Source organism: Pantoea sp. S18, assembly GCF_045689705.1.
GTDB lineage: Bacteria > Pseudomonadota > Gammaproteobacteria > Enterobacterales > Enterobacteriaceae > Pantoea > Pantoea symbiotica.
In genome coordinates this window covers 2,450,769-2,471,366 of the sequence record NZ_CP142688.1, presented here as the reverse complement: position 1 = coordinate 2,471,366, position 20,598 = coordinate 2,450,769, and the positions used below count along the sequence as shown (strand labels likewise).

The following is a 20,598-nucleotide window of genomic DNA, read 5'->3' as shown; positions in this document are numbered from 1 at the left end:
GCTACAGGAGCGAACATGTCACGCGAACTGATTTATAACGGATTTTTGCATCTCACGCCGAACCACCATAGCCACGGTTACTGGCGCACGCCGGAAGGCCAGGTTCAGTACAACTACAACCAGCTTGATGCCTATGTAAAGACGGTGAAAACCCTGGAGAAAGGGCTGTTTGATACCTTGTTCATCGCCGATGTGGTGGGCGTGTATGACATCGACTATGGCGATGGTAAAACCACGATTAGTGCCGGTACTCAGTTCCCCGAGCCCGATCCGATCACCATTCTTTCGGCACTGGGTTTAGCCACCGAAAATCTTGGTTTGGTGGTGACCAGCAACGTGATTCAGACCCATCCATTTTCGTTTGCGCGCCAGATCTCCTCGCTGGATGAATTTACCCGCGGTCGCATCGGCTGGAATATCGTCACTTCGTATCTCTCCAACGGCTTCCGCAACTACGGCTATCAGGACATTGTGCCGCACGACGAACGCTACGCATGGGCGCAGGAGTATCTCGATGTGGCGTATAAGCTATGGGAGCTGTCGTGGGAAGAGGGCGCAGTGCTGCACGATCCCGCCACCAACCGCTTTTTCGATGCCGACAAGATCCACAAAATTAACCACGTTGGTAAGCGCTATCGGGTGGAAGGGCCGCACATTGTTGAGCCGTCGCCGCAGCGCAGCCCGGTGTTCTTCCAGGCCGGCAACTCGGATGCCGGACGCCGCTTTGCCGCGCGCAACGCCGAAGTGACGTTCCTGCCATCGCAAACGCCAGACACCGCGCGCAAAGATATCGCCATCCTCAATCAGGATGTGGTGGATTTCGGTCGCCAGCCGGAGGATTTGAAGAAGCTGGTGATGCTGTCCACCGTGATTGGATCGACTGAGGAAGAGGCGAAGCGCAAGCAGCAATATCTGTTCGACAACATTGATATCAATGCATTGCAGGGCTTCTACAGCGGCGGTTCGGGCATCGATCTGGCGAACATCGATCCCGATACACCGCTGACCGAACTCAGTCGCCGCGAGGAGTTCAGCCAGCATATGCGCTCGAAATTCCGTATCGCGGTTGATGCTGATTATGGGCAAGGCCGTGTGCTGACGTGGCGCGAATACTTGATCCAGCACGCGCTGCTGCCGGGCCGTTTTGCCGGTACGCCAGAACAGATCGCCGACCGGGTGCAGCAGTTTGCCGATGCCGGCGTTGATGGTTTTAATGTGGTGCCGGTCACCACGCTCGGCTGGTGGGATGAGTGGGTCGAACACGTGGTGCCGGTGCTGCAAAAACGTGGTCTGGCGCAAACGGCGTATAAATCAGGCACGCTGCGCGAGAAGATTTTTGGCAAGGAGAGCAAGCTGCCGGCGTCGCATCCGCAGAGGAAGTTGACGTTGGATTAGCATCACGATTAACCAGGTGCGCATAAATGCGCACCCTACGGTTTTGTAGGGGCGCCATTTATGGCGACCACGTATTAATGAATCAACCTCATAGACCCAATACTATTTCAGGCCATTATCTTCACAATCCCTTCCGCTAACATGGACGAATTCGATCTCTCTGGAATTCAACATGGATCACGCCTCAACGCGTACGCAATCCTTCACCGTCAAATCGAGCGGTTTGCCGTTTATCCTCATTCTGAGTGCGTTGATGGCGATCACCTCGCTATCCACGGACATCTATCTGCCCGCTATGCCGATCATGGCGCGCGAGCTACATGGCGATGCGGAACTTACCATCACCGGCTTTCTTATCGGCTTCTGTATTGCCCAGCTGATTTGGGGACCGTTAAGCGACCACTTCGGCCGTAAAGCGCCGCTGTTTATTGGGCTGACGCTGTTTGTCATCGGCTCAGCGGGTTGTGCGCTCTCCACTGACATCACCCACATCGTGTTCTGGCGTGTGTTCCAGGCTTTAGGCGCTTGTACCGGGCCGATGCTGGCGCGCGCCATGATTCGCGATCTGTTTGCTCGCTCGCGTGCTGCGCAGATGCTCTCGACGCTGATGGTGATTATGGCGATTGCGCCAATTGCCGGGCCGCTGTTGGGCGGGCAGATGATCCGTGTGACATCCTGGCATGCCATCTTCTGGCTGCTGGCGGCTATCGGCGGGGTGATGCTGATGTTGATCTGTTGGTTGCCGGAAACCTTGCCGCCGGAGAAACGGGTGAAAGCCTCGCTGCCGGGCGCGTTTCGCAACTATTTCACGTTGCTGAAAAATCGCCATTTCATGCGTTTTACCCTGTGCGTGGCGTTCTATTACGTCGCGGCCTACGCCTTTATTACCGGCTCGCCTTTTGTCTACATCTCTTACTTCGGCATTGATGCGCAGCACTATGGCTGGCTGTTTGCGGTCAACGTGGTGGGTTTGATGGCGGTGAGCATGGTGAATCGACGTTTGGTGCATCGCTATCCGCTTGAGTCGCTGCTGAAGTTTGCGGTGCTAACCGCCACCGTGGCAGCGCTGATCCTAGCGCTCTGCACCAAACTGCAGCTCGGCGGCATCGTGATGATCATTCTTTCGGTGTTCGTGTTCTTCTCAATGAACGGCATTATCGCGGCCACCTCAACGGCGGCGGCGATGGATGCGGTGCCGAATATGGCGGGTTCCGCCTCGGCGCTGATTGGCTCGCTGCAATACGGCAGCGGCATCATCTCGTCGTTGCTGCTGGCGCTGTTAAGCGACGGTACGCCGTGGACCATGGGCTGGATTATCGCGTTGTTTACCGTGGCGAGTGCGGTCATGGCGATCAGCGCCGCCACGGCAAAGTCGCAAGCTTAAATGTTCTGGTCGAAGAACGGATCGAGTTGACTCATCGCTTCATCGACATAACGTGGCACCCAGTACGTCTCTATGTGGGTTGCGCCTTCGATGAGATAGAGCCTTTTGATGGCGGTTCCGCTGGCTTTGCTAAAGGCGCTTTGCGTCATGTAGAGCGAGTCAGCTTTGCTGCCCGCCATCATCAGCAGCGGCTGGTCGATCAGCTCCATGTTGCTTTGCGCATCAAAGCGCATTAACTCCAGCAGGCTGCTGGTGGTGTAGCGGAAGGTTGAGTTCGGATGGGCGTGGGTTTTCCAGTAATAGGCGTAACCCTGGCGATAGAGATCGAACGGCAGTTTAGCGATCTGTTCATCGGTCAGATTGGCGTCGCCGGAGTAGCTGACTTTACCGCCCGCGGCTTCTTTGCTGCGCGCCTCGGTGGCGGCACGCAGACGATCCTGAATAGTGGCGATCTGGGAATCCTGATAGCCGTTGCGGCGCACGCGCCCGGAATCAAACATGCTCAGGGTTGCCAGCGCTTTGAACCGCTTATCCGTCTGGGCCGCTTTCAGCGAGTAACCGCCGCCGCCGCAGATGCCGAGCAGGCCAATGCGCTCAGCATCAACGCCGGGATAGCGGCTAAGGTAATCGGCCATGCCGTGAATATCTTCGATCCGGTTAGCCGGAATATCCACGCTGCGTGGCATGCCACCGCTGGCACCCTGATAAGCGGCATCGGCGGTGATGGTGATGTAACCGTGTTCGGCCAGTCGCTGTGCGTACAAACCAGCCACTTGCTCTTTCACGCCGCCGTTAGGATGGGCGACCACAATCGCGGGATATTTTTTTGCCGGGTCGTAATTGGCGGGCGTGTAGACATTGGCGGCGATTTGCAGGCCGTGCAGATCATACTTAACGGGATGGATGTTGACCTTGCCCGCCACGTTTTGCGTAATCGCGCCGTCATAAACCAGCGTGAAAGGGTTTTTTCGGTAATCAGCGGCCTGTGCGCTGACGGAGATTGCCGTGATCAGCAGGGCATGTATTGCAGTGAGTGTCATCTTCGCTCCCGGAAAAAAGTTTTGGCCTGAATAGTGGCCGTGCACGGAAGCTTAAGGCGCGCGGGCTGACAGCATCATGACCAGAACATAACAACCTTGTCAGTTTCACTCGTACGCTAACTGACAGCGCTGTCAGCAACTTGTCAGCTTGCTGTTGGTGAGCGACGCGCAACATAACGTTCAACGCTGTAAACAAAGGAAGCATCCGCTATGCGCTTATTGTTGGTTGAAGACGAAGAGAAAACCTCCACGTACCTGAGCCGCGCGCTGGGTGAATCGGGGTTTACCGTGGATGTCTCAGCCGACGGCGCGGAAGGGCTGCACTTTGCGCTCGAGTTTGATTACGACGCGGTGATCCTCGACGTGATGCTGCCGGGCATCGACGGTTATCGTGTGCTGGAAGGCATTCGCAGCAGCAAACAAACGCCGGTGCTGATGCTGTCGGCGCGGGGTTCGGTGGATGAGCGGGTAAAAGGACTGCGGCTAGGTGCGGATGATTATCTGCCCAAGCCCTTTTCGCTGATTGAGCTGGTGGCGCGCATCCAGGCGCTGGTGCGGCGTCGCGCCACCGATGGCGCTGACATCACGCAATTGCAAATCTACGATCTACATCTCGATCTGCTGGCGCGCCGGGTGTTCCGCCAAGGCAATCGGCTGGAGCTGACCGCCAAAGAGTTCGCGCTGCTCAGTTTGCTGGCACGGCATCAGGGAGAAATTTTGTCGAAGATGATGATCGCTGAACAGATATGGGACATGAATTTCGACAGCGACGCCAACGTGGTGGAAGTGGCGATTAAGCGGTTACGCGGCAAAATCGACGCGCCTTTTGCGGTCAAACTGCTGCATACCGTGCGCGGCATGGGCTACGTGCTGGAAGTGCGGGAGGATCAGCATGTTTAAAGGTTCGATCTCGGCGCGGCTGGCGCTGATGTTTGTTATCAGCATGGTGCTGATCGTCTCGACGATTGGCCTGCTGCTGCGCAGTTCGCTGCATGATTCGCTGCAAAAGCAGATGCATAACGAGCTGCAGTTTCGTGAATCGCTGATGAGCCCGTGGATTAGTGCGCGCAGCACGCCTGAAGGCTGGTCGGCGCTGGCCAGCAAGTTCACCGACTTAACCAGCGCGGAAGGTGAGCGCGTGCGTTACTGGATTTTGAGTGGCGATGCACGTTTCAGCGTTGGCGGTGCGCCGCCGCTCGGCGTGCGCTGGGATGCCTTGCAGGAAGGTTTTAATAAAGTGCCGGGCGCGACCGATGAGGCCTGCTCGCTGTTTCTGCTGGTGAAAACCATTGCCGCGCACGGCGAGCGGCCAGCGCTGCGCTATGTGGTGGCCATCGATTCCACGCCTTACATGGGCACGCTGGACGCCTTCACGCGCACGCTGCTGATTATCGCGTTAGTCGGCGTGTTTATTGTGGCGCTGTTCGGTTATGCCATTTCACGCATTGGCCTGCGTCCGGTGGGCGCGCTGAGCCAGCAGGCGCAGCAGCTGGTGCCCGGCGATCACGCTCAGCGCCTCAATACCGACAGCTTGCCGGACGAACTTCAGCCGCTGGCTTCCTCATTTAACGGCGTGCTGGAGAGACAGGCGGTCGCGTGGCGGCAGCTGGAGAGTTTCAATGCTGATGTCGCACACGAACTACGTACGCCGCTGACCAATTTGATTGGTCAAACCCAGCTGGGCTTAGCGCGCCGCCGATCGCCAGCCGAGCTGGAGGATTTACTCGGCTCCAATCTGGAAGAGCTGGAACGCATGACCTCCATCGTCAACGACATGCTATTCCTGTCACATGCCCATGCGGGTGAACATGCTTCACAGCTGACGCTCGTTTCGCTGCGCGCCGAGACCGCTAAAACCGCTGAATACGTTGAACCCAGTTTCGCCGAAAAGCAGCAGCGATTGCAGATTGACGGCGATGCGCAGGTGCATATCGACCGGCGCTTATTCCATCGCTCGCTGGCGAATCTGCTGGAGAACAGTGCGCGCCATGCCGCGCCACACAGCACCATTACCGTCACGCTGAGTGAATCCATCACGCAGGCGAGGGTGGCGGTTTCGAATCACGGCGATGCCATCGCGCCTGAGCATCTGCATCGCCTGTTTGAGCGCTTTTATCGCGTGGACGCGTCGCGTGCCAAAAGCGACACCCACCATGGGCTGGGATTATCGATTGTGCGTGCGGTGGCCATCATGCATCGCGGTGACGTGTTCGCGCGCAGTGAAAGTGGAATTAACACGTTTGGGCTGACCTTTGCCTTAACGCCCGAGCAAAAAACGCTATCTGCTGCGCCCGTCGCCTCGCTGCAAACTGACAACATTGTCAGTAACGCGTCAGCCTGACGACATCTGTGCCTCGTTAGAATCGATGCCTCGCAGCATCCATGTTCAACAAAATAGGACGCACGGCATGACAGCAAAATCGGGTTATCTGGGGCTATTACTGTCCTTTGCTTTCTCATCGGTTGCCGCCGAACCTTTGATGCAGATTGCACCGGCCGGCAGCCAATCAGCGCTTACCGGTCCCGCGCAGAACTTCACCGGTTAGGTGCGCGTTGATCCGCTGTTTGTGGCGGACAACGACATCATTGCCTCGGCTGCGTATGTCACCTTTGAACCCGGCGCACGCTCGGCGTGGCACACGCATCCCGCCGGGCAACGGCTGATTGTCACCTCCGGCGTGGGCTTGACCCAGCAGGAAGGGCAACCGGTGCAGATCATCCGTGTTGGCGATGTGGTGATCTGCCCGCCAGGCGTCAAGCACTGGCATGGCGCCAGCGCTAACAGTGCGATGACACATATCGCGGTGACCGGCGTGGTGGATGGCAAAAGCGTAACCTGGATGGAGAAAGTGACTGATGAACACTATCGTGCCGATTAAGCAACTCACCGTCGGCATCGTCATGATGTTTGCCTGTAACCTGGCGACCTATGCTGCAACCCAACAAGGAGTGACACCTGCAATGAATGAGTCATCAAATCTGTCCGAAACGCTCTCGGCACGTCAACAAGCCATTCCGCTGATGGCGGCGTTTATGGCAACCAGCAACATGGAAAAACTGGATGCGGCGCTTAATCAGGGGCTGGACGCCGGATTAACGGTAAACGAAGCCAAAGAAATTCTGGTGCAGCTGTATGCCTACACCGGTTTCCCGCGCAGTCTCAACGCGCTGAGCGCGCTGATGAAAGTCACGGAAGCGCGCAAGCAGCGCGGCATCAAGGATGAAATCGGCAAAGAGCCGGCGAAGCCGGTTCCGGTGGGCGATGCGCTGCGTCAGCTGGGCACTGACAACCAGACCAAAATTTCTGGCGCACCGGTGCAAGGACCACTTTTCGACTTCGTACCGGCGATCAATCAGTTCCTGCAAACCCATCTGTTTGGCGATATTTTTGCCCGTGACAACCTTGACTGGCAAAGCCGCGAGCTGGCCACGGTAGGCGCCTTGGCCGCTACTCCGGGCGCAGAATCGCAGCTGTTGTCACATACGCGCGCCAGCTTGCGCGTAGGGATCACGCGCGGCCAGTTGCAGCAGCTGGCGGACCTGTTGCGCGCCAATGGGGAAGTTGAGGCGGCGGATCGCGCGGAAAGTGCATTGCAGGCGATATAAGTTAGCAGAGGAAAGATTTTTGAAAAATTCACTCAAAATCTTCAGCATCTGTCTGCTGGCGACCAGCTTTATCGTCGCCGCGCAGTCGGAGCCTTTAGTGATTCAGGAACAAGGTAGTTTTGCGGCGGGCGGCACGGTGATAACCGCGCCAGGGCAATTCGATGCCAAAAAGCCGCTGGATCCTGCAGGCCAAACCTATCACGGCGATCACGCGGCGGTGTTTTATCAAATTCCGCCGCATGCGCATAAATATCCCATCGTTATGCTGCACGGTGCCGGGCAGTTTTCCCGCACCTGGGAAAGCACGCCGGATGGCCGAGAAGGCTTCCAGAACCTCTTTCTACGGCGCGGATTTGCCACCTATCTGGTCGATCAGCCGCGTCGCGGTAGCGCCGGTCGCAGCACGGTAGAAAGCACGCTAACGCCGAAACCGGATGAGCAGCTGTGGTTCAATCAGTTTCGCCTCGGCGTGTGGCCCACCCTCTTCAAAGGCGTGCAGTTCTCACAGGACAAAGAGGCGCTGAACCAATACTTCCGCCAGATGACGCCGAATACCGGGCCGTTTGACGTCAATGTGATTTCGGATGCGCTCTCCGCCGTGGTCGATAAAAGTGGTCCCGCTATTCTGTTTACTCATTCGCAGGGCGGCGGACCAGGCTGGTACACCGCGATGAAAAACAGCAAGGTCAAAGCCATCGTCGCCTTTGAACCGGGCAGCGGCTTTGTGTTTCCAGAAAATGAATTACCGCCAGCGATGCCCAGCGCGTTCGATACGCTGAAGGGTGAACCGGTGGCGCTGGATAAGTTTATGGCGCTGACCAAAATTCCTATTCTGATCTTCTATGGCGATAACATCCCGGATAAACCCAGCGCCATGCCGGCGCAGGACAGCTGGCGCGTAAGGCTGGCGATGGCGCGCCAGTGGCGAGATGTGGTGAATAAACACGGTGGCGATGTGCAGGTGATTCACCTGCCGGAAATCGGCATTAAAGGCAACACGCATTTCCCGTTCTCCGACCTGAATAACGTACAGATCGCCGATCAGGTCAGCCAGTTTTTGCAGCAGAAGCATCTGCAATAGCTCAACGGCAGGGTTTATAGATTGATGAATACAACTAATAAACCTTAGCTGATTACCGGGTCTAATCAAATTAATGCGGTGGCGTTATGCTTTTGGAAACTCTCAAAAGGATAACGCCATGCAAACGGTAAAACTCAATAACGGCCTCGAAATGCCTCTGCTGGGCTTTGGTGTGTTTCAGATGACCGATGCCGCCGAGTGCGAGCGTGCGGTAATCGACGCCATTGAAACCGGTTATCGCCTGATTGATACCGCCGCGTCTTATCAAAACGAAACTCAGGTTGGCAATGCCCTCAAGCAGAGCGGCATCGCGCGCGATGAGCTGTTCGTCACCACCAAACTGTGGCTGCAGGACACTAATTACGAAGGCGCCAAAGCGCAGTTTGAGCGCTCACTCAATCGCTTGCAGATGGATTATGTCGATCTCTATCTGATTCACCAGCCTTACGGCGATGTGCACGGTGCGTGGCGGGCGATGGAAGAGTTGCAGCAGGCAGGCAAGATTAAAGCGATTGGCGTCAGCAACTTCCAGCCGGATCGCCTGGCGGATCTCATCGCCTTCAACAAGGTGATTCCGGCAGTCAATCAGGTTGAAGTCAATCCGTTTAACCAACAACTGCACGCTGTGCCGTGGATGAAGAGCCGTAACATTCAGCCCGAAGCCTGGGCGCCGTTTGCGGAAGGCAGAAACGGTTTATTCCAGCATCCGCTGCTAACAAAAATTGGCGAAAAATATGACAAAAGCGTTGGTCAGGTGGTCCTGCGCTGGATCTTCCAGCGCGGCATCGTGTCGCTGGCGAAATCGGTGCGCAAAGAACGCATGGCAGAAAACATCAACGTGCTGGACTTCGAACTCGGCGAGGCAGAAATGCAGAAAATTACCGCGCTGGATAGTGCGACCAGCGCCTTCTTTTCGCACCGCGACCCCGCAATGGTCGAGTGGCTGACCGGCAGGAAGCTGGATGTCTAAACAGCCTTGTTAGCAACCTACTTTAGGCCGGCTCGATGATTAATACGGCGGTACCTGAATAGGTGCCGCCTTGGGTAATGCCTTCCAGCTGGCTGGTAATGGTCAGGGATGATAGGCCCGTTTCCAGAGAATGTTTTTCGCCCGGCTGTTTATTATTTATAAGAATATTGGCTTTTGCATCATTATTAAGTGGCACATAAGTAAGCTTGCTCTCCAGACTTAATTTTATGTTGTTTTTTTGTGAACAATTGATGCTGAATGATGCGCTGGCTGTCGACGTAGCTAGGTCTTTAATTGAAATAGAGCCGTGATTTAAGTTTATTTCTGGCGTAATGATATAACAATAAACATTGGGTGGTAGTGTTTTCATACAACCTGTTGGTAATATGGCGGTTTCATAAGATGTATTGCCCTGTGGAATACCACCAAATGCCACGCATTTACCATTTGCTCCGCCAGACGCAGAATAGTAAGTGGTTGATGGTCCTTTCTTAAACGCTCGCATGGCGGTCGCACTGATGGTTTCACCCGGTATGACTTTTGAAGCACATATATCATTGACGCAGGTCTCACTTTGTACGACTTCAAATTTAGGACCTGTTGACCAGGAACTGCCAAACCAATAATTTTCCGGTGCCTGGGTATCAGCAAATGGGATGTCAATAGTTGTCCAGATAACTCGTAAGCGAGCGGGTCGATCATCGGTTCTGGTGATGGATAATGGTACCGGGAATGGCCCTGCAATGGCTGCCGATAGCCAGAATATAAGAAAAGGTAGTAATAAACTGCGTATATTCATCCGGAATTCCTCATTGGTAATTCAAATTAAAAGTCGCGATGGCACTAAAAGCGCCATGAATGATGGAACGTTCGCGAATAGCATTGGGTTCACCCTGAATATACGCACGTAATACAATCAAAGTTCGTCCGGCTTGCAACGTAACAGCCGGGGCGACCTTGTTCAGTAGGACGGCTTCTCCAGATAATGTTTCCATGCCAACAGCGATACCAGCGGCTTTACTACCAGCCTGTGTCGCCAGAAATCCGGCCAATTCATTACTCTCCTGGCCGCTAAAAGTAATGGCAACAGTTTTAGCCGTATCGATGGAGCAACCAATCAGATTCAGTGTGAAAGGCATCGTTTGAGATCGATGATGGACATACAGTTCTCGGTCAATAACGTTGCCGAAATTCAGCTCTAAAGCGTCATCTCCGGTTTCAATCTCACAAGGCTCGGCAATCAGTGCACCGCTAAAATGGATATCGCTAGCGAGCGATAAGGGTGAAATCAGCGACAGAAGTATTGCCACTATATTTCGCCAGAGAATCAATAAATCCATTATTGGTACTCCGCAACGAGTGAGGCGGTTGCAAGGAAGCTGCCTTCGGACAATTTAATCGCTGGATCGGCTACCGGTACCGCTTCCAAAACGGGAGGGCTAGCCATATTAATAACCCATGTTGAACCAATAGTAACACGCTGATTATTTTGCAATATGCGAATGCCCAATCCTGATTTACTCGATTGAATCGCCGTATTATCTTTGCTCATGACATTGCCGCTCACAGTGAGCGTCAACTTATATGCAGAACCATTAGTTGCACATTTAATGACGTAATCAATTGTCTGACGATAATTATCTCCATTGATTTTGCTTACACCCAAATCCTCACCAAAACTGATATCAATGGGCTGATCGTCATTTATTTTACAAGACGGAGGTTCAATAATTGTACCTTTAAGTAATAGATTCGGTGCGGCTCTGGCCATGTTGCTACACCACAAAAGCCCACCAATGATTATCAAAGTGAGAATATTAAATCGGGTGCTATTCATTCGTAATATACCGCCAGCGTTGCTGCTGCGCTAAACGGACCTGCTTGTACCTTAACATTACCAATTTTATAAGGTGCAGCTACGAATGCGTATGATCTTAGTGGATCAACCTCCAACCGCTCATTAAGGGGAAACCATTGGCCGGCTCTAAAAAATTCAATACTCAAATTTTCTTTGCTGGTTTTAAGTACTTTAATGCTGCTGTACCATTGCTCGCCTTCAATTTTAAGAAAGATGGTGTTGGGTGTGGATGCATTGCATTGAAAATTAACAAAAAAAATTTCCCGATTATGATTTCCGTCAAGTTTGGTAGATAAAACTTCATCACCAAAGTCCACCTCAATAGTTTCACCGTTATTGATAGTGCATGAAGGCCCTAACACCTCGACATTAACGTGAATGTTGGACGCCAAAGCAGTCAGCGGCAAAAGACACGCCGATAAAATAACAACTTTTTTTACTGCCGTTAGCCAACTCATTTTCTTTTGCCTTAACGAAATCAGACTTAATTATCTAGTGGTGTGGCAATACAGAGATTAACTTTGCAACTGAACTGGAGTTTGGGGCGGGCACCGTAATCATTGACGTAGTTAATCACCGGCGATGAACCCAATTCCGTTACCGATGACGTCAGCAATTGATGACTTTGAGGTGCTAGCATAAGGGGTTTAAAACTTTCAATCGTTTTGCTTTTTGCACTTTTCCGTCCTTCTACCAACGTAATGTAGTAATTGGTTGGGTTGTGAATGCGATATTTATCACCTTCGCGGCTAAGCTTGAGCTGTTCCTGCCATGGCGCGGCACTTTTATCTGCGATGATAGCGGCGGGGCGATAAAAAAGTTTAATGCGCGTTTGCAAGGCGATTTGTAGCGTATTAGGCTTCGATGATTTCGGTGGAATTTCACGTAAATTAAAAAAGAACAAACTTTCTCTGTCCTGGGGCAATGATGCCACTGCCGGTAAGGCCTGAATTTTCAGCTGGCTGCTGGCGCCAGGTTCAACACGTTGTACCGGAGGCAGCACCACTAAAGGGCCGGTGATCTTATTTCCTTCAGCATCTTCCAGCCAGCCTTGCGCCAGATAAGGCAGTTTTTTATTTTCGTTGCTAATACGTAAGCTGACGGATTTCTGCGTGCTATCAAATACAATGCGCGTGCGATCCAGCGAAATCGCCGCGTAGGTGGGTTGAAAGCCAATAACACTGACCAAAAGTGTAGACAACAATGCATTTTTAAATTGAAAAAACATGGTTATATCCCATTATTACAAAAGCCAGTTAAAGGCTGCAGTTTTAATTAAATCTCACCGTCTCTTCGGCAAGGAAGAAATAGATTTGCAGTAAAGTCTTGTGGGTTAAGTGATTGTGGCAACGCAATGCTACATTGCACTTTCTCTGCCCATTTCACTGTCATACTTTCACCTGCGGCAATGCCCGTGAGATAGACATTGCCGCTGTCACTCACAATGCCCACTTCCTGTTTTTTGCGATTGTGCACCGTGGCGCCAAACGGTGGATAGGAACCGTCGGCCAGCCGGATGATCGCCATCGCTTTCTCTCCGGCGATGACGGCAAATTTACGGTAGCCAATGGCACCTTCAGTCAGCGTGGCTTGCACTACCGAACGTTCAGCTTCGACATTGTCCGGTAGATTATTGAGATCGAGGCTGGCGCTGTTGCGGTAATAACTGTTGACGTCAGTCGACACCAGTTTGCCAAAGCGATTACTGCGTACCGCTAATCCGCCACTGCTAACAGGAATGTTGGCCACATTGTCGGTATCAATCATTAAACGTGTGCCACCCATGTTGCTGGAGCGATGCAACGCGGCGCCTTTGGTCGTCGCCGTTGCGCCGCCGCGCACATTGAAGCCAAACGTGGTGGATTTTCCAGTTTGCGAACTGACGTTAGCGTTCAAATGCGCCAGTTCGCCGTCATGCGTTATACTGCCGTTCGACGTGCTGCCATGGCTATTGATCCCCGTTCCCACTTGATAACTGTTGCGTTGGTCCAGACGCCCATAATAATTAACGCGCTGATTTGTCCCATCGCGGCCTTGTGCGGCGCTATAACTCAGCGTGGCGTTGTTACCCAATGGAATCGACAGCGAGACGAATACGCCATCATCTTTGCTGCCATTATTAATAGTGCGATAGGCGGACAGCGATAAACTCAGATTGCGTAATTTGCCAATATCAAAATATTGCGACAGGTTAGCGCTATAACGATCGTTATCCGGCAAGCTCCAATACGTTTGGTGGTTATAGTTGAAATAGGTGCTCAAACGTAAATCACGGAACTGCTTATTAACGGTGACCGAATAAAGTTCTTTGCTGTTTTGCTGACGGATGCCCGTTTTGCGCGTTTCCAGATATTCATTCATGCTGAGGAAATTACGCTCGGAGAAACGATAACCGGCAAAAGTAATCTGGCTGTCGTACTGCTCAAAGTTTTTTGAATAGCTGAGTCGATAGGATCGTCCAGTCAGCTTTTCCGCGATATCAGGTAAGGCGGCGCGTGATTGTGTGATATCAAATGATAAAGCACCCAGCCAGTACAAATCACGACCAATACCCAGCACCAAAGCATTGTAATTTCCTGCCGCCACACCACCACCAAATAGCGACCAACCGTTACTCACGCCCCAGGATAATTCGCCACTGGCAAATGCTGGCCCTTTAAATTGATGGCGAGATTGAGAAGATTTTCCCGCTGCGAATTTGTAACGCATGCGTCCAGGCCGCGTCAGATAGGGAATGCTAGACGTTTCTATGGTAAAGGTTTGCGCCGTGCCATCCTGCTCTTCAACACGGACATCCAGTTTGCCGGAGACGGCATTATCAATATCCTGAATGCGGAATGGGCCAGCAGCGACCTGAACCTCTTTAAGCACACGACCTTGTTGGCTGATAATCACCAGCGCATTGGTACGTGCAATGCCGGTAACTTCAGGGGCATAACCGCGCAGGTTAGGCGGTAATTGGCTATCATCTGAGGCTACGCTAACCCCCGCGTAGCTGAAGCTGTCGAAGAGCTCTGAACCTAAATAATCTTCTCCGACAGAGACTTTTGCTTCCCAGCCTGGAATGGCGCGGTACGCATAATAGCGGCTCCAGTCAAACTGCTGTGCCAGGGTTTTGCTTTGATTGTTTTGCGATCTTCCAGGTTGAGATTGCCAGTCGGCGCGAAAACGCCATGCGTTAAGGTTTGCGCCAACGGTGCCATTACCGTTGAGCATCAGACGCTGCCCGTTTTTTTGACTCTGTGTTTGCCCATTGAAGTTGTAATCAAACAATGCGCCGGGAATACCATTATCCCACATCGCCGGAGCATCCCAGTTTTCATCGACATATTGTAAATAAGCCTGGGGAATGCTGATATACAGCGCCGAGGTGGCCAGATCAGGGCGCACCTCTAATCCCGTCATGCTGGCAGTGTCAATGCATTTTCCCTGTTGCTGCCAAACGATTTTTTCAATCACACTCTTTCTCAGGCCAAACTGTTTAATAAGGTCTGGCGTGATGCATACCGTGCTTTTATTCGTCTCTTCTTGAGTCTGAATAATGACGGTTTGCTCTGGCAGTGCTTGTTTGTTGATAAACACTGACATTTCATACTCCCCAGCGAGAATAAATCCGCTGTTTGAGAATCGGGAAAGGTCAATGTTTTTCCGGTCATTGATATCCAAAATATCAGTATTGAATTCAATATTGTCAGACAAGCTATGACTGGAAAATCCCAGGAAAAAACTCGCTATTAATAAACTCAGCTGCGTTGGCCGGAATCTCGGGAAAATCTTGTAACAAACCACCTTCATAATCTTAACCCTTGATTTCCCTGAGGTGTGCAGACGCAATCCGAACCGAGTATGAAAATATAACGATGAGAGAGAGCGACACGATGAGGAGGAAATTAAATTTTCCCCAGGATTTTTCTTACAGGTTGAGGGGTGACGTGTTTTCAGGCCGTTAGAAGAAAGCCGCGGGGCGAACAGGTATTAATTCCTGCCAATTACTGTCGCTTATATTGGCCGGATTAACAGAATTTAGCGTTGTCGCGCAAAGAGGCGTTACAAAGAGCATGCGGTAACCGCATGCTCGATTGAGGATTACAGGTAGTTAAGGCCGAAATTAACCACTGCCTGGAATTCACCTGGAACAATGGGAAGATCTTTATCGTCTTCATCTTTATCTCCCTGCAGGTAAGCAGCGAAACTGAGATTATTGTTGCCATCCTGCAGTGCCTGAGCAACTGAAGGCGTGCCCAGCTTAATTAAATTGTAGGTGCCATCAACAATAGCAATGCTCGCGCCTTTAGCGGTGCCGGCAATTCCTACACGGTCTGAGTTGCCCGCTGGACCGGTGAAGGTCGTGGTGACGGTTTTCTTGGTGGTTAGGGCACAGTTTTCCAGCATGATATTGAACTGACGAGGTTGAGACTTGCCGCCGTTCGCCAGAGAAACGTTAGAGACCTGACCCAGATCGACTGTTTGGTCGCTATTTTCATGAGAAACAGAACATGGCGCCTCAATGATGGAGCCTGTGAAGGTTATGGTACCGCTGCCCTGGTCAGCAGCGTGGGAAGCTGAGGTTGTTCCCAATGCAATTAAGGTGGCAATGGCAAGTGCGTTAAGTTTCATGTTTAATCCTTTAATGTTTTGTTTTTGATGATTTTTTTATTAAAAAAATCTTACTAAAAACCAGCTTGTTACGAGTTGGAATGAGTGTACAAGTAGGGAAATTCCTACTCAATCAGAATGGATTGTCAGGATCTGTAGGGTGAAACCTACATTGCCGGGCAGTAAATGACGTGCAGGATTATTAAACCGTAGTTTGAATTATTTAGAGAGATTACGTATGGCACTTATACGCTCAATTATTATTGACGATCATCCTTTAATCCGTTTAGCCGTCAGGACATTGTTAGAAAAAGATCAATTCTCCATTGTCGCAGAATCGGATGATGGCCTCGAAGGTCAAAAGCTGGTTGAATTACATAATCCCGACGTGTTGGTTATCGACATTGATATTGCGCGCATCGATGGCATTGAGGTGGTGAAACATCTTCGACGCAGGGATTTTAGTGGTGTCATTGTGGTTTTATCTGCAAAAAATCCTGACTATTATGCTCCGCTCAGTGCGTCTGCGGGGGCGAATGGTTTTGTTAGCAAAGATAAAAACTTGCAGGAAGTCATTAGTGCGATTAACGCAGGTATTAACGGCTATAGTTATTTCCCGCTGATCAAACGCCAGGTGGGAGAGGGCAGTGAATTGTCGGACCAACAAAAAATTGCGATGTTATCCACCCAGGAGTTTAGGGTTTTCCAGTTGCTGGTGGATGGTTTGCAAAATACCGAAGTTGCTCTGAAGATGAACCTGAGCACCAAAACCGTAGCCACCTATAAATGCCGTTTAATGGAAAAGTTGAAATTCAAAACGGTTAAACAGTTATATGAATTTGGGCAGAGAAATAGCCTTTAATTTTACGGTATGAATGGGTATGCTTTGCAGCGTCAGGATCTTCCGGCCAGGGTTGGTTGAGACGATTACAGAGAGCCCATGAAAAACAGTAATGATAAACAGCTATGCGACATTGCGATTGGTGATGCCGTGCTTGAATTATTTAATCAGGATGCACCGGTCTCGCGCACCACGCTGCTCGCGCAATTAGAGAAGATGATTCATGCCGGTGATACGGCGGAAGATGTGCGGGTTGCCAGACTGGCTTTAGCGTTGGTGAAGAGCAGCAGCACAGGCGACAACGCTGAGAAATCTGATGAGAACGTGATGAGCTTTATGGCGAAAAACGTCTCGGCGGATGACTCCACCAAGCACTGATTGTTGCATGCCGGACACGGGTTGTCCGGCATAACGTCAGGATTTACCAGTGGAACTTATTCGAATCTTCCCACTCTTTGACTTCTTTCTCCGCACGGTCTTTTTCATAACCGTAGCGTTCCTGAATTTTACCGACCAGCTGATCGCGTTTTCCTTCGACCACGGTCATATCATCATCAGTCAGGTCGCCCCATTTTTCCTTCACTTTCCCTTTGAACTGCTTCCAGTTGCCGCTAATACGATCTTCGTTCATGTCGAACTCCCTGGTTAGTGGTTACTGTGTGCTCGCCTTTGCTGGCCTGATGCCAGCGGGTGCATTAATTCTGGCACAGGATTTGCGCTTTGCCTGGCAGGGCTGTGAGCTGACTCGAAGATTTGAAATTGCGTGAGGTGGAGCGGTAGTAGAGGCAGGCTTTACAAGCTAACTTATTGCTCTATAAGGCATTATGCTTACCTGGCTATACATGCAGTGGTTTGTTGCGATATAGTAACCGCCGATAAGACATTTCCGTCAACTTTTGGAAACCCGCATTACCCAATGCCATCCGCTATGAGCAAAACGCAAACCACCGACACGAAAAGCAGAGAGCGTGGCCGCCCAAGAGAGTTCGATATCGAACAGGCTCTGGACAAAGCCATGATCGTTTTTCGTCAAAAGGGTTTTCATGCCGCTTCACTGAATGATTTGGGCGAGGCGATGGGCCTGACGGCGGGCAGCATCTACAAGGCTTTCAAAGATAAGCGCAGCCTGTTTCTGCTGGTGTTTGAACGCTACCTTTCGGTGCGCAATGCCGATCTGCGTCAGCGTCTGGCGCAGTTCACCACTGGCCGCGAGAAGCTCAGCGAGCTGCTGCAGTTTTACCTCGATTCCGCGCGGGCGGTGGAAGGTCGCACCGGTTGTTTAGTGGTTGGCAGCGCGGTGGAGTTACAGGTGCTGGATGACGATCTCTCGCAACTGGTCAGTGAAGCGGTGTTGCGTAACAAAAACTTCCTCGCCTCGTTACTCAAACAGGGCCAGGAAGATGGATCGGTCACGCCCAATCTGGATGTCGATACCGCCGCAGGATTGATCCTCTGTATCGCCTTTGGCATGCGCGTTGTGGGCAAGATCACGGATGTAAAAGATGAACCCGAGACCATCAAGTTAGTAATGAAGCTGCTGGACTAAAATTTGTCTAATTAGGAGGCGGATACTTCCTAAATAAGCGAAGCGTAAAGCCGGAGGGCAAGTGAAAGACGAAGATTCAGATATTACGGAAGAGATTCGCGCATTGGTGGGAAGGGTGGTGACACGTATCCTTCGTCCTGATGAAGCGCTTACCGTTCAGGAACTGATTGGCGCGTTGTATCGCCTGAGTTTGCGTTCTACCGATAGCAAAACCAAAGTTGCCTGCGAGAAAGCCATTCGTATTCTGGCGAAAAAACTGCACTAATAGGGTCGCGCGTGCCGCGCCTTGTTGTTCTCCTCTGCTGAAGTCTGGCAATCCCTCGCCAAACACCTGTCTGATTAAAGCGGGCGATGCGCGGTCTCTTTCGCCTTCCACAGCGCAAACAGCGTGATCAGCAACGCCAGGCTGACATACAGCGATACCCACATCGTGCTGCCCATCTCTTTATACAAGGTCGTAATGATCAAGGGCGCAAAGCCGCCGCCGATGATGCCCGCCAGCGTGTAAGCCAGTGACGATCCAGCGTAGCGCACATGGCTGGGGAACTGTTCGGTGACAAATGCCGCCTGCGGTCCGTACATCACCGCATGAATCAGTAAGCCGCCAATCACCGCCAGTACGATCAGCACCGGCTGCGAGCTATCCAGCAGTACAAAGAATACAAACGACCAGACGATCGCCAGCAGCGCACCGGCAATGTAAACCGGACGACGGCCGAGCTTGTCGGAGAGCGCGCCAAACATCGGCACCGTGATGGCATTGCCGATCGCACCGAGCATGGTCGCCATCAACGCCAGCGGACGCGGCAGCTGCAGCACCGTGGTGATGTAAGTCAGGGTAAACACCACCACCAGCGCATACAGCACGTCGGAACCAATGCGTGAACCGCCCGCGATCAGCAGCTCGCGCGGATAGCGCACAAACACCTCTTTGAGCGGCGTATGCGTGGTTTTCTCCGCCTGCTGCATCGCGATAAAGGTTGGGGTCTCTTCCACGCCGCGACGCAGCCATAAGCCAAACATCACCAGCAGCAGGCTCAGCAGGAACGGAATGCGCCATCCCCACTCCTGAAACTGTTCGCCGCTCAATGCCACCGTCACCAGCGTGATAAATCCGGTACCAATCAAGGTACCGCACGATGGGCCCACCTGCGCAAACGAGGCGTTACGGCCACGTTTGTTGGCATCGCCATGCTCCATCGACAGCAACACCGCACCGGCCCATTCGCCGCCTAATGCAATGCCCTGAATAAAGCGTAAAGCCACCAGCAGCACCGGACTCCAGATGCCCCACACCGCATAGCCGGGCAGCAAGCCCATCAGCGCGGTGGTGACGCCCATAATCACTAATGTGGTGATCAATACCGCTTTGCGCCCGGCGACATCGCCGAGATGACCAAAGATAAAGCCGCCCACCGGACGGGAGATGTAGCCGACCGCATAGGTGGAAAACGCCAGAATAGTGCCGACCAGCGGATCGAAGCTGGGGAAAAACACGTGGTTAAACACCAGCGCCGCCATGATGTTGTAGACCGTGAAGTCATACCACTCCAGCGCGGTTCCAATGGAGCTGGCCGCCGCGAGGCGACCGGTTTTGCTGTGGCTGGCGCGCGCGCCTGAAGCGTGCGGCAACGTTGAGTCGGTATTAGCCATGAGCCATCTCCTGTTTGGTTAACTGCCAACTGAGGGAGTAGAGCTGAACATCCGCGTTGAGCGCCTGCGCGGCGTCGGCGGCGAGGGTTTTACACACTTGCGCGTCTCGGCAGATCAGCAGCAGCATTGGATGCATAGGTCGCGTCGCGCTGGTTTCCCGTGGCAGCGGCGAGCTCAGCGTGGTGTCAGGCGTCAGCAAACGTGAGGCGATGTAGCCCGGCGTTTGCTGCACGCTGTTTTGCCAGTTGCCCAGCGATGCAACATCTGTACCGGCTTTCAACGTCAGCACCGCCAGATGGCTGCCGCTGCCTTGTCCATGCTGATGAGAGATGGCGCAGACGCGGCGCATCGGATTGACCATTTTGTTGAGATTCTTCACTGACCATTCGGTCTGGCGCGTGAAGGCGGCGTGGTAATCCGCGCTGGTAAAGGCTTCCAGCGATGCGGTTTCGTACAGGCCGAGGTATTTGCGTTCCGCATCCACCGCCTGATAACGCGTACCGCTGAGAAAGCCGCTGATCGCTACGCGCTCTTCAACGTGTTCGTGGTCGTACCATTGGTTGAAATCCGCTTCATCTGCAGCATCGATATTGGTGGCGACAAACAGCATGCCGTGGGGTTGAGTCAT

22 protein-coding genes and 1 pseudogene are annotated in these 20,598 nt (G+C 52.5%); 12 read left to right on the top strand and 11 right to left on the bottom strand.

Annotation, left to right across the window (positions count from 1 at the left end; translation table 11 throughout):
- Positions 1–15 precede the first annotated feature (15 nt).
- Positions 16–1,395, top strand: a complete 1,380-nt coding sequence (locus VIJ98_RS11465) for an NtaA/DmoA family FMN-dependent monooxygenase (RefSeq protein ID WP_323274031.1) — start codon at positions 16–18, stop codon at positions 1,393–1,395.
- Positions 1,396–1,567: 172 nt separating this feature from the next.
- A complete protein-coding gene (locus VIJ98_RS11460) occupies positions 1,568–2,779 on the top strand; it encodes a multidrug effflux MFS transporter (RefSeq protein WP_323274029.1) in 1,212 nt (403 codons plus the stop codon).
- Here the strand turns inward: VIJ98_RS11460 and VIJ98_RS11455 are convergent.
- Entirely contained in the window at positions 2,776–3,819 is a 1,044-nt protein-coding gene (locus VIJ98_RS11455; protein ID WP_323274028.1) for an alpha/beta hydrolase, read from the bottom strand. The two genes, VIJ98_RS11460 and VIJ98_RS11455, sit on opposite strands and share 4 nt — an antisense overlap.
- Before the next feature lie 210 nt (positions 3,820–4,029).
- Here VIJ98_RS11455 and VIJ98_RS11450 point away from each other — a divergent pair, with 210 nt between their 5' ends.
- The 6 genes and pseudogenes from VIJ98_RS11450 (at position 4,030) to VIJ98_RS11425 (ending at position 9,476) form a co-directional block, all read left to right on the top strand.
- Positions 4,030–4,719 (top strand): heavy metal response regulator transcription factor, encoded by a 690-nt coding sequence (locus tag VIJ98_RS11450; protein WP_323274026.1) that lies wholly within the window; start codon positions 4,030–4,032, stop codon positions 4,717–4,719.
- Positions 4,712–6,160 (top strand): heavy metal sensor histidine kinase, encoded by a 1,449-nt coding sequence (locus VIJ98_RS11445; protein WP_323274024.1) that lies wholly within the window; start codon positions 4,712–4,714, stop codon positions 6,158–6,160. The genes VIJ98_RS11450 and VIJ98_RS11445 overlap by 8 nt, the downstream gene beginning before the upstream one ends.
- A 67-nt stretch (positions 6,161–6,227) precedes the next feature.
- Positions 6,228–6,698 (top strand): annotated as a pseudogene (locus tag VIJ98_RS11440) (cupin domain-containing protein).
- Entirely contained in the window at positions 6,676–7,425 is a 750-nt protein-coding gene (locus tag VIJ98_RS11435) for a carboxymuconolactone decarboxylase family protein (RefSeq protein ID WP_323274023.1), read from the top strand. Before VIJ98_RS11440 ends, VIJ98_RS11435 begins: the two are co-directional and overlap by 23 nt.
- Before the next feature lie 37 nt (positions 7,426–7,462).
- Positions 7,463–8,506: an alpha/beta fold hydrolase gene (locus VIJ98_RS11430; RefSeq protein WP_323275819.1), complete on the top strand. Its 1,044-nt coding sequence runs from the start codon at positions 7,463–7,465 to the stop codon at positions 8,504–8,506.
- Positions 8,507–8,624: 118 nt separating this feature from the next.
- On the top strand, positions 8,625–9,476 hold the full coding sequence (locus VIJ98_RS11425) for an aldo/keto reductase (protein ID WP_323274022.1): 852 nt from the start codon (positions 8,625–8,627) through the stop codon (positions 9,474–9,476).
- Between the two features lie 22 nt (positions 9,477–9,498).
- On the opposite strand, the gene VIJ98_RS11420 is transcribed toward VIJ98_RS11425, so the two are convergent.
- From VIJ98_RS11420 to VIJ98_RS11390, 7 genes are all read right to left on the bottom strand, one after another.
- Complete coding sequence (locus VIJ98_RS11420; protein WP_323274021.1) at positions 9,499–10,275, bottom strand: hypothetical protein; 777 nt, start codon at positions 10,273–10,275, stop codon at positions 9,499–9,501.
- A gap of 10 nt (positions 10,276–10,285) precedes the next feature.
- On the bottom strand, positions 10,286–10,816 hold the full coding sequence (locus VIJ98_RS11415; protein WP_323274018.1) for a fimbrial protein: 531 nt from the start codon (positions 10,814–10,816) through the stop codon (positions 10,286–10,288).
- On the bottom strand, positions 10,816–11,247 hold the full coding sequence (locus VIJ98_RS11410; RefSeq protein ID WP_323274017.1) for a fimbrial protein: 432 nt from the start codon (positions 11,245–11,247) through the stop codon (positions 10,816–10,818). Before VIJ98_RS11410 ends, VIJ98_RS11415 begins: the two co-directional genes overlap by 1 nt.
- 62 nt (positions 11,248–11,309) lie before the next feature.
- Entirely contained in the window at positions 11,310–11,792 is a 483-nt protein-coding gene (locus VIJ98_RS11405) for a fimbrial protein (RefSeq protein WP_323274015.1), read from the bottom strand.
- A gap of 26 nt (positions 11,793–11,818) precedes the next feature.
- Positions 11,819–12,562: a fimbria/pilus periplasmic chaperone gene (locus VIJ98_RS11400; RefSeq protein ID WP_323274013.1), complete on the bottom strand. Its 744-nt coding sequence runs from the start codon at positions 12,560–12,562 to the stop codon at positions 11,819–11,821.
- A gap of 47 nt (positions 12,563–12,609) precedes the next feature.
- Positions 12,610–15,129 (bottom strand): outer membrane usher protein, encoded by a 2,520-nt coding sequence (locus VIJ98_RS11395; protein ID WP_407330302.1) that lies wholly within the window; start codon positions 15,127–15,129, stop codon positions 12,610–12,612.
- A 291-nt stretch (positions 15,130–15,420) separates the two neighbouring features.
- Positions 15,421–15,951, bottom strand: a complete 531-nt coding sequence (locus VIJ98_RS11390) for a fimbrial protein (RefSeq protein ID WP_008107577.1) — start codon at positions 15,949–15,951, stop codon at positions 15,421–15,423.
- A gap of 217 nt (positions 15,952–16,168) precedes the next feature.
- On the opposite strand from VIJ98_RS11390, the gene VIJ98_RS11385 reads away from it, so the two are divergent.
- Together VIJ98_RS11385 and VIJ98_RS11380 are read left to right on the top strand one after the other, a co-directional pair.
- The gene (locus VIJ98_RS11385; protein ID WP_008107578.1) at positions 16,169–16,792 is read left to right on the top strand and encodes a response regulator; all 624 of its coding nucleotides are present in this window, start codon (positions 16,169–16,171) and stop codon (positions 16,790–16,792) included.
- A gap of 78 nt (positions 16,793–16,870) precedes the next feature.
- Positions 16,871–17,149: a hypothetical protein gene (locus VIJ98_RS11380; RefSeq protein WP_323274008.1), complete on the top strand. Its 279-nt coding sequence runs from the start codon at positions 16,871–16,873 to the stop codon at positions 17,147–17,149.
- 43 nt (positions 17,150–17,192) lie between these two features.
- Here VIJ98_RS11380 and VIJ98_RS11375 read toward each other — a convergent pair whose 3' ends face one another.
- The gene (locus VIJ98_RS11375; RefSeq protein ID WP_008107582.1) at positions 17,193–17,402 is read right to left on the bottom strand and encodes a CsbD family protein; all 210 of its coding nucleotides are present in this window, start codon (positions 17,400–17,402) and stop codon (positions 17,193–17,195) included.
- A gap of 285 nt (positions 17,403–17,687) precedes the next feature.
- On the opposite strand from VIJ98_RS11375, the gene VIJ98_RS11370 reads away from it, so the two are divergent.
- Both VIJ98_RS11370 and VIJ98_RS11365 read left to right on the top strand, forming a co-directional pair.
- A complete protein-coding gene (locus tag VIJ98_RS11370) occupies positions 17,688–18,317 on the top strand; it encodes a TetR/AcrR family transcriptional regulator (protein ID WP_154193809.1) in 630 nt (209 codons plus the stop codon).
- A 61-nt stretch (positions 18,318–18,378) separates the two neighbouring features.
- Positions 18,379–18,582, top strand: coding sequence for a hypothetical protein (locus VIJ98_RS11365; RefSeq protein WP_101764092.1), 204 nt, complete (start codon positions 18,379–18,381; stop codon positions 18,580–18,582).
- 74 nt (positions 18,583–18,656) lie between these two features.
- Here VIJ98_RS11365 and VIJ98_RS11360 read toward each other — a convergent pair whose 3' ends face one another.
- Positions 18,657–19,970 carry an MFS transporter gene (locus tag VIJ98_RS11360; RefSeq protein ID WP_323274003.1) on the bottom strand — a complete coding sequence of 438 codons (1,314 nt, stop codon included), beginning with the start codon at positions 19,968–19,970 and terminating at the stop codon, positions 18,657–18,659.
- Entirely contained in the window at positions 19,963–20,598 is a 636-nt protein-coding gene (locus tag VIJ98_RS11355; protein ID WP_323274001.1) for a hypothetical protein, read from the bottom strand. Before VIJ98_RS11355 ends, VIJ98_RS11360 begins: the two co-directional genes overlap by 8 nt.

Excerpts from the sequence above, each read along its gene's own strand:
- VIJ98_RS11465 (WP_323274031.1), top strand. The coding sequence starts at position 16 with ATGTCACGCGAACTGATTTATAACGGATTTTTGCATCTCACGCCGAAC.
- VIJ98_RS11460 (WP_323274029.1), top strand. The coding sequence starts at position 1,568 with ATGGATCACGCCTCAACGCGTACGCAATCCTTCACCGTCAAATCGAGC.
- VIJ98_RS11455 (WP_323274028.1), bottom strand. The coding sequence starts at position 3,819 with ATGACACTCACTGCAATACATGCCCTGCTGATCACGGCAATCTCCGTC.
- VIJ98_RS11450 (WP_323274026.1), top strand. The coding sequence starts at position 4,030 with ATGCGCTTATTGTTGGTTGAAGACGAAGAGAAAACCTCCACGTACCTG.
- VIJ98_RS11445 (WP_323274024.1), top strand. The coding sequence starts at position 4,712 with ATGTTTAAAGGTTCGATCTCGGCGCGGCTGGCGCTGATGTTTGTTATC.
- VIJ98_RS11435 (WP_323274023.1), top strand. The coding sequence starts at position 6,676 with ATGAACACTATCGTGCCGATTAAGCAACTCACCGTCGGCATCGTCATG.
- VIJ98_RS11425 (WP_323274022.1), top strand. The coding sequence starts at position 8,625 with ATGCAAACGGTAAAACTCAATAACGGCCTCGAAATGCCTCTGCTGGGC.
- VIJ98_RS11420 (WP_323274021.1), bottom strand. The coding sequence starts at position 10,275 with ATGAATATACGCAGTTTATTACTACCTTTTCTTATATTCTGGCTATCG.
- VIJ98_RS11415 (WP_323274018.1), bottom strand. The coding sequence starts at position 10,816 with ATGGATTTATTGATTCTCTGGCGAAATATAGTGGCAATACTTCTGTCG.
- VIJ98_RS11410 (WP_323274017.1), bottom strand. The coding sequence starts at position 11,247 with ATGGCCAGAGCCGCACCGAATCTATTACTTAAAGGTACAATTATTGAA.
- VIJ98_RS11405 (WP_323274015.1), bottom strand. The coding sequence starts at position 11,792 with ATGAGTTGGCTAACGGCAGTAAAAAAAGTTGTTATTTTATCGGCGTGT.
- VIJ98_RS11400 (WP_323274013.1), bottom strand. The coding sequence starts at position 12,562 with ATGTTTTTTCAATTTAAAAATGCATTGTTGTCTACACTTTTGGTCAGT.
- VIJ98_RS11395 (WP_407330302.1), bottom strand. The coding sequence starts at position 15,129 with ATGAAGGTGGTTTGTTACAAGATTTTCCCGAGATTCCGGCCAACGCAG.
- VIJ98_RS11390 (WP_008107577.1), bottom strand. The coding sequence starts at position 15,951 with ATGAAACTTAACGCACTTGCCATTGCCACCTTAATTGCATTGGGAACA.
- VIJ98_RS11385 (WP_008107578.1), top strand. The coding sequence starts at position 16,169 with ATGGCACTTATACGCTCAATTATTATTGACGATCATCCTTTAATCCGT.
- VIJ98_RS11380 (WP_323274008.1), top strand. The coding sequence starts at position 16,871 with ATGAAAAACAGTAATGATAAACAGCTATGCGACATTGCGATTGGTGAT.
- VIJ98_RS11375 (WP_008107582.1), bottom strand. The coding sequence starts at position 17,402 with ATGAACGAAGATCGTATTAGCGGCAACTGGAAGCAGTTCAAAGGGAAA.
- VIJ98_RS11370 (WP_154193809.1), top strand. The coding sequence starts at position 17,688 with ATGCCATCCGCTATGAGCAAAACGCAAACCACCGACACGAAAAGCAGA.
- VIJ98_RS11360 (WP_323274003.1), bottom strand. The coding sequence starts at position 19,970 with ATGGCTAATACCGACTCAACGTTGCCGCACGCTTCAGGCGCGCGCGCC.
- VIJ98_RS11355 (WP_323274001.1), bottom strand. The coding sequence starts at position 20,598 with ATGACTCAACCCCACGGCATGCTGTTTGTCGCCACCAATATCGATGCT.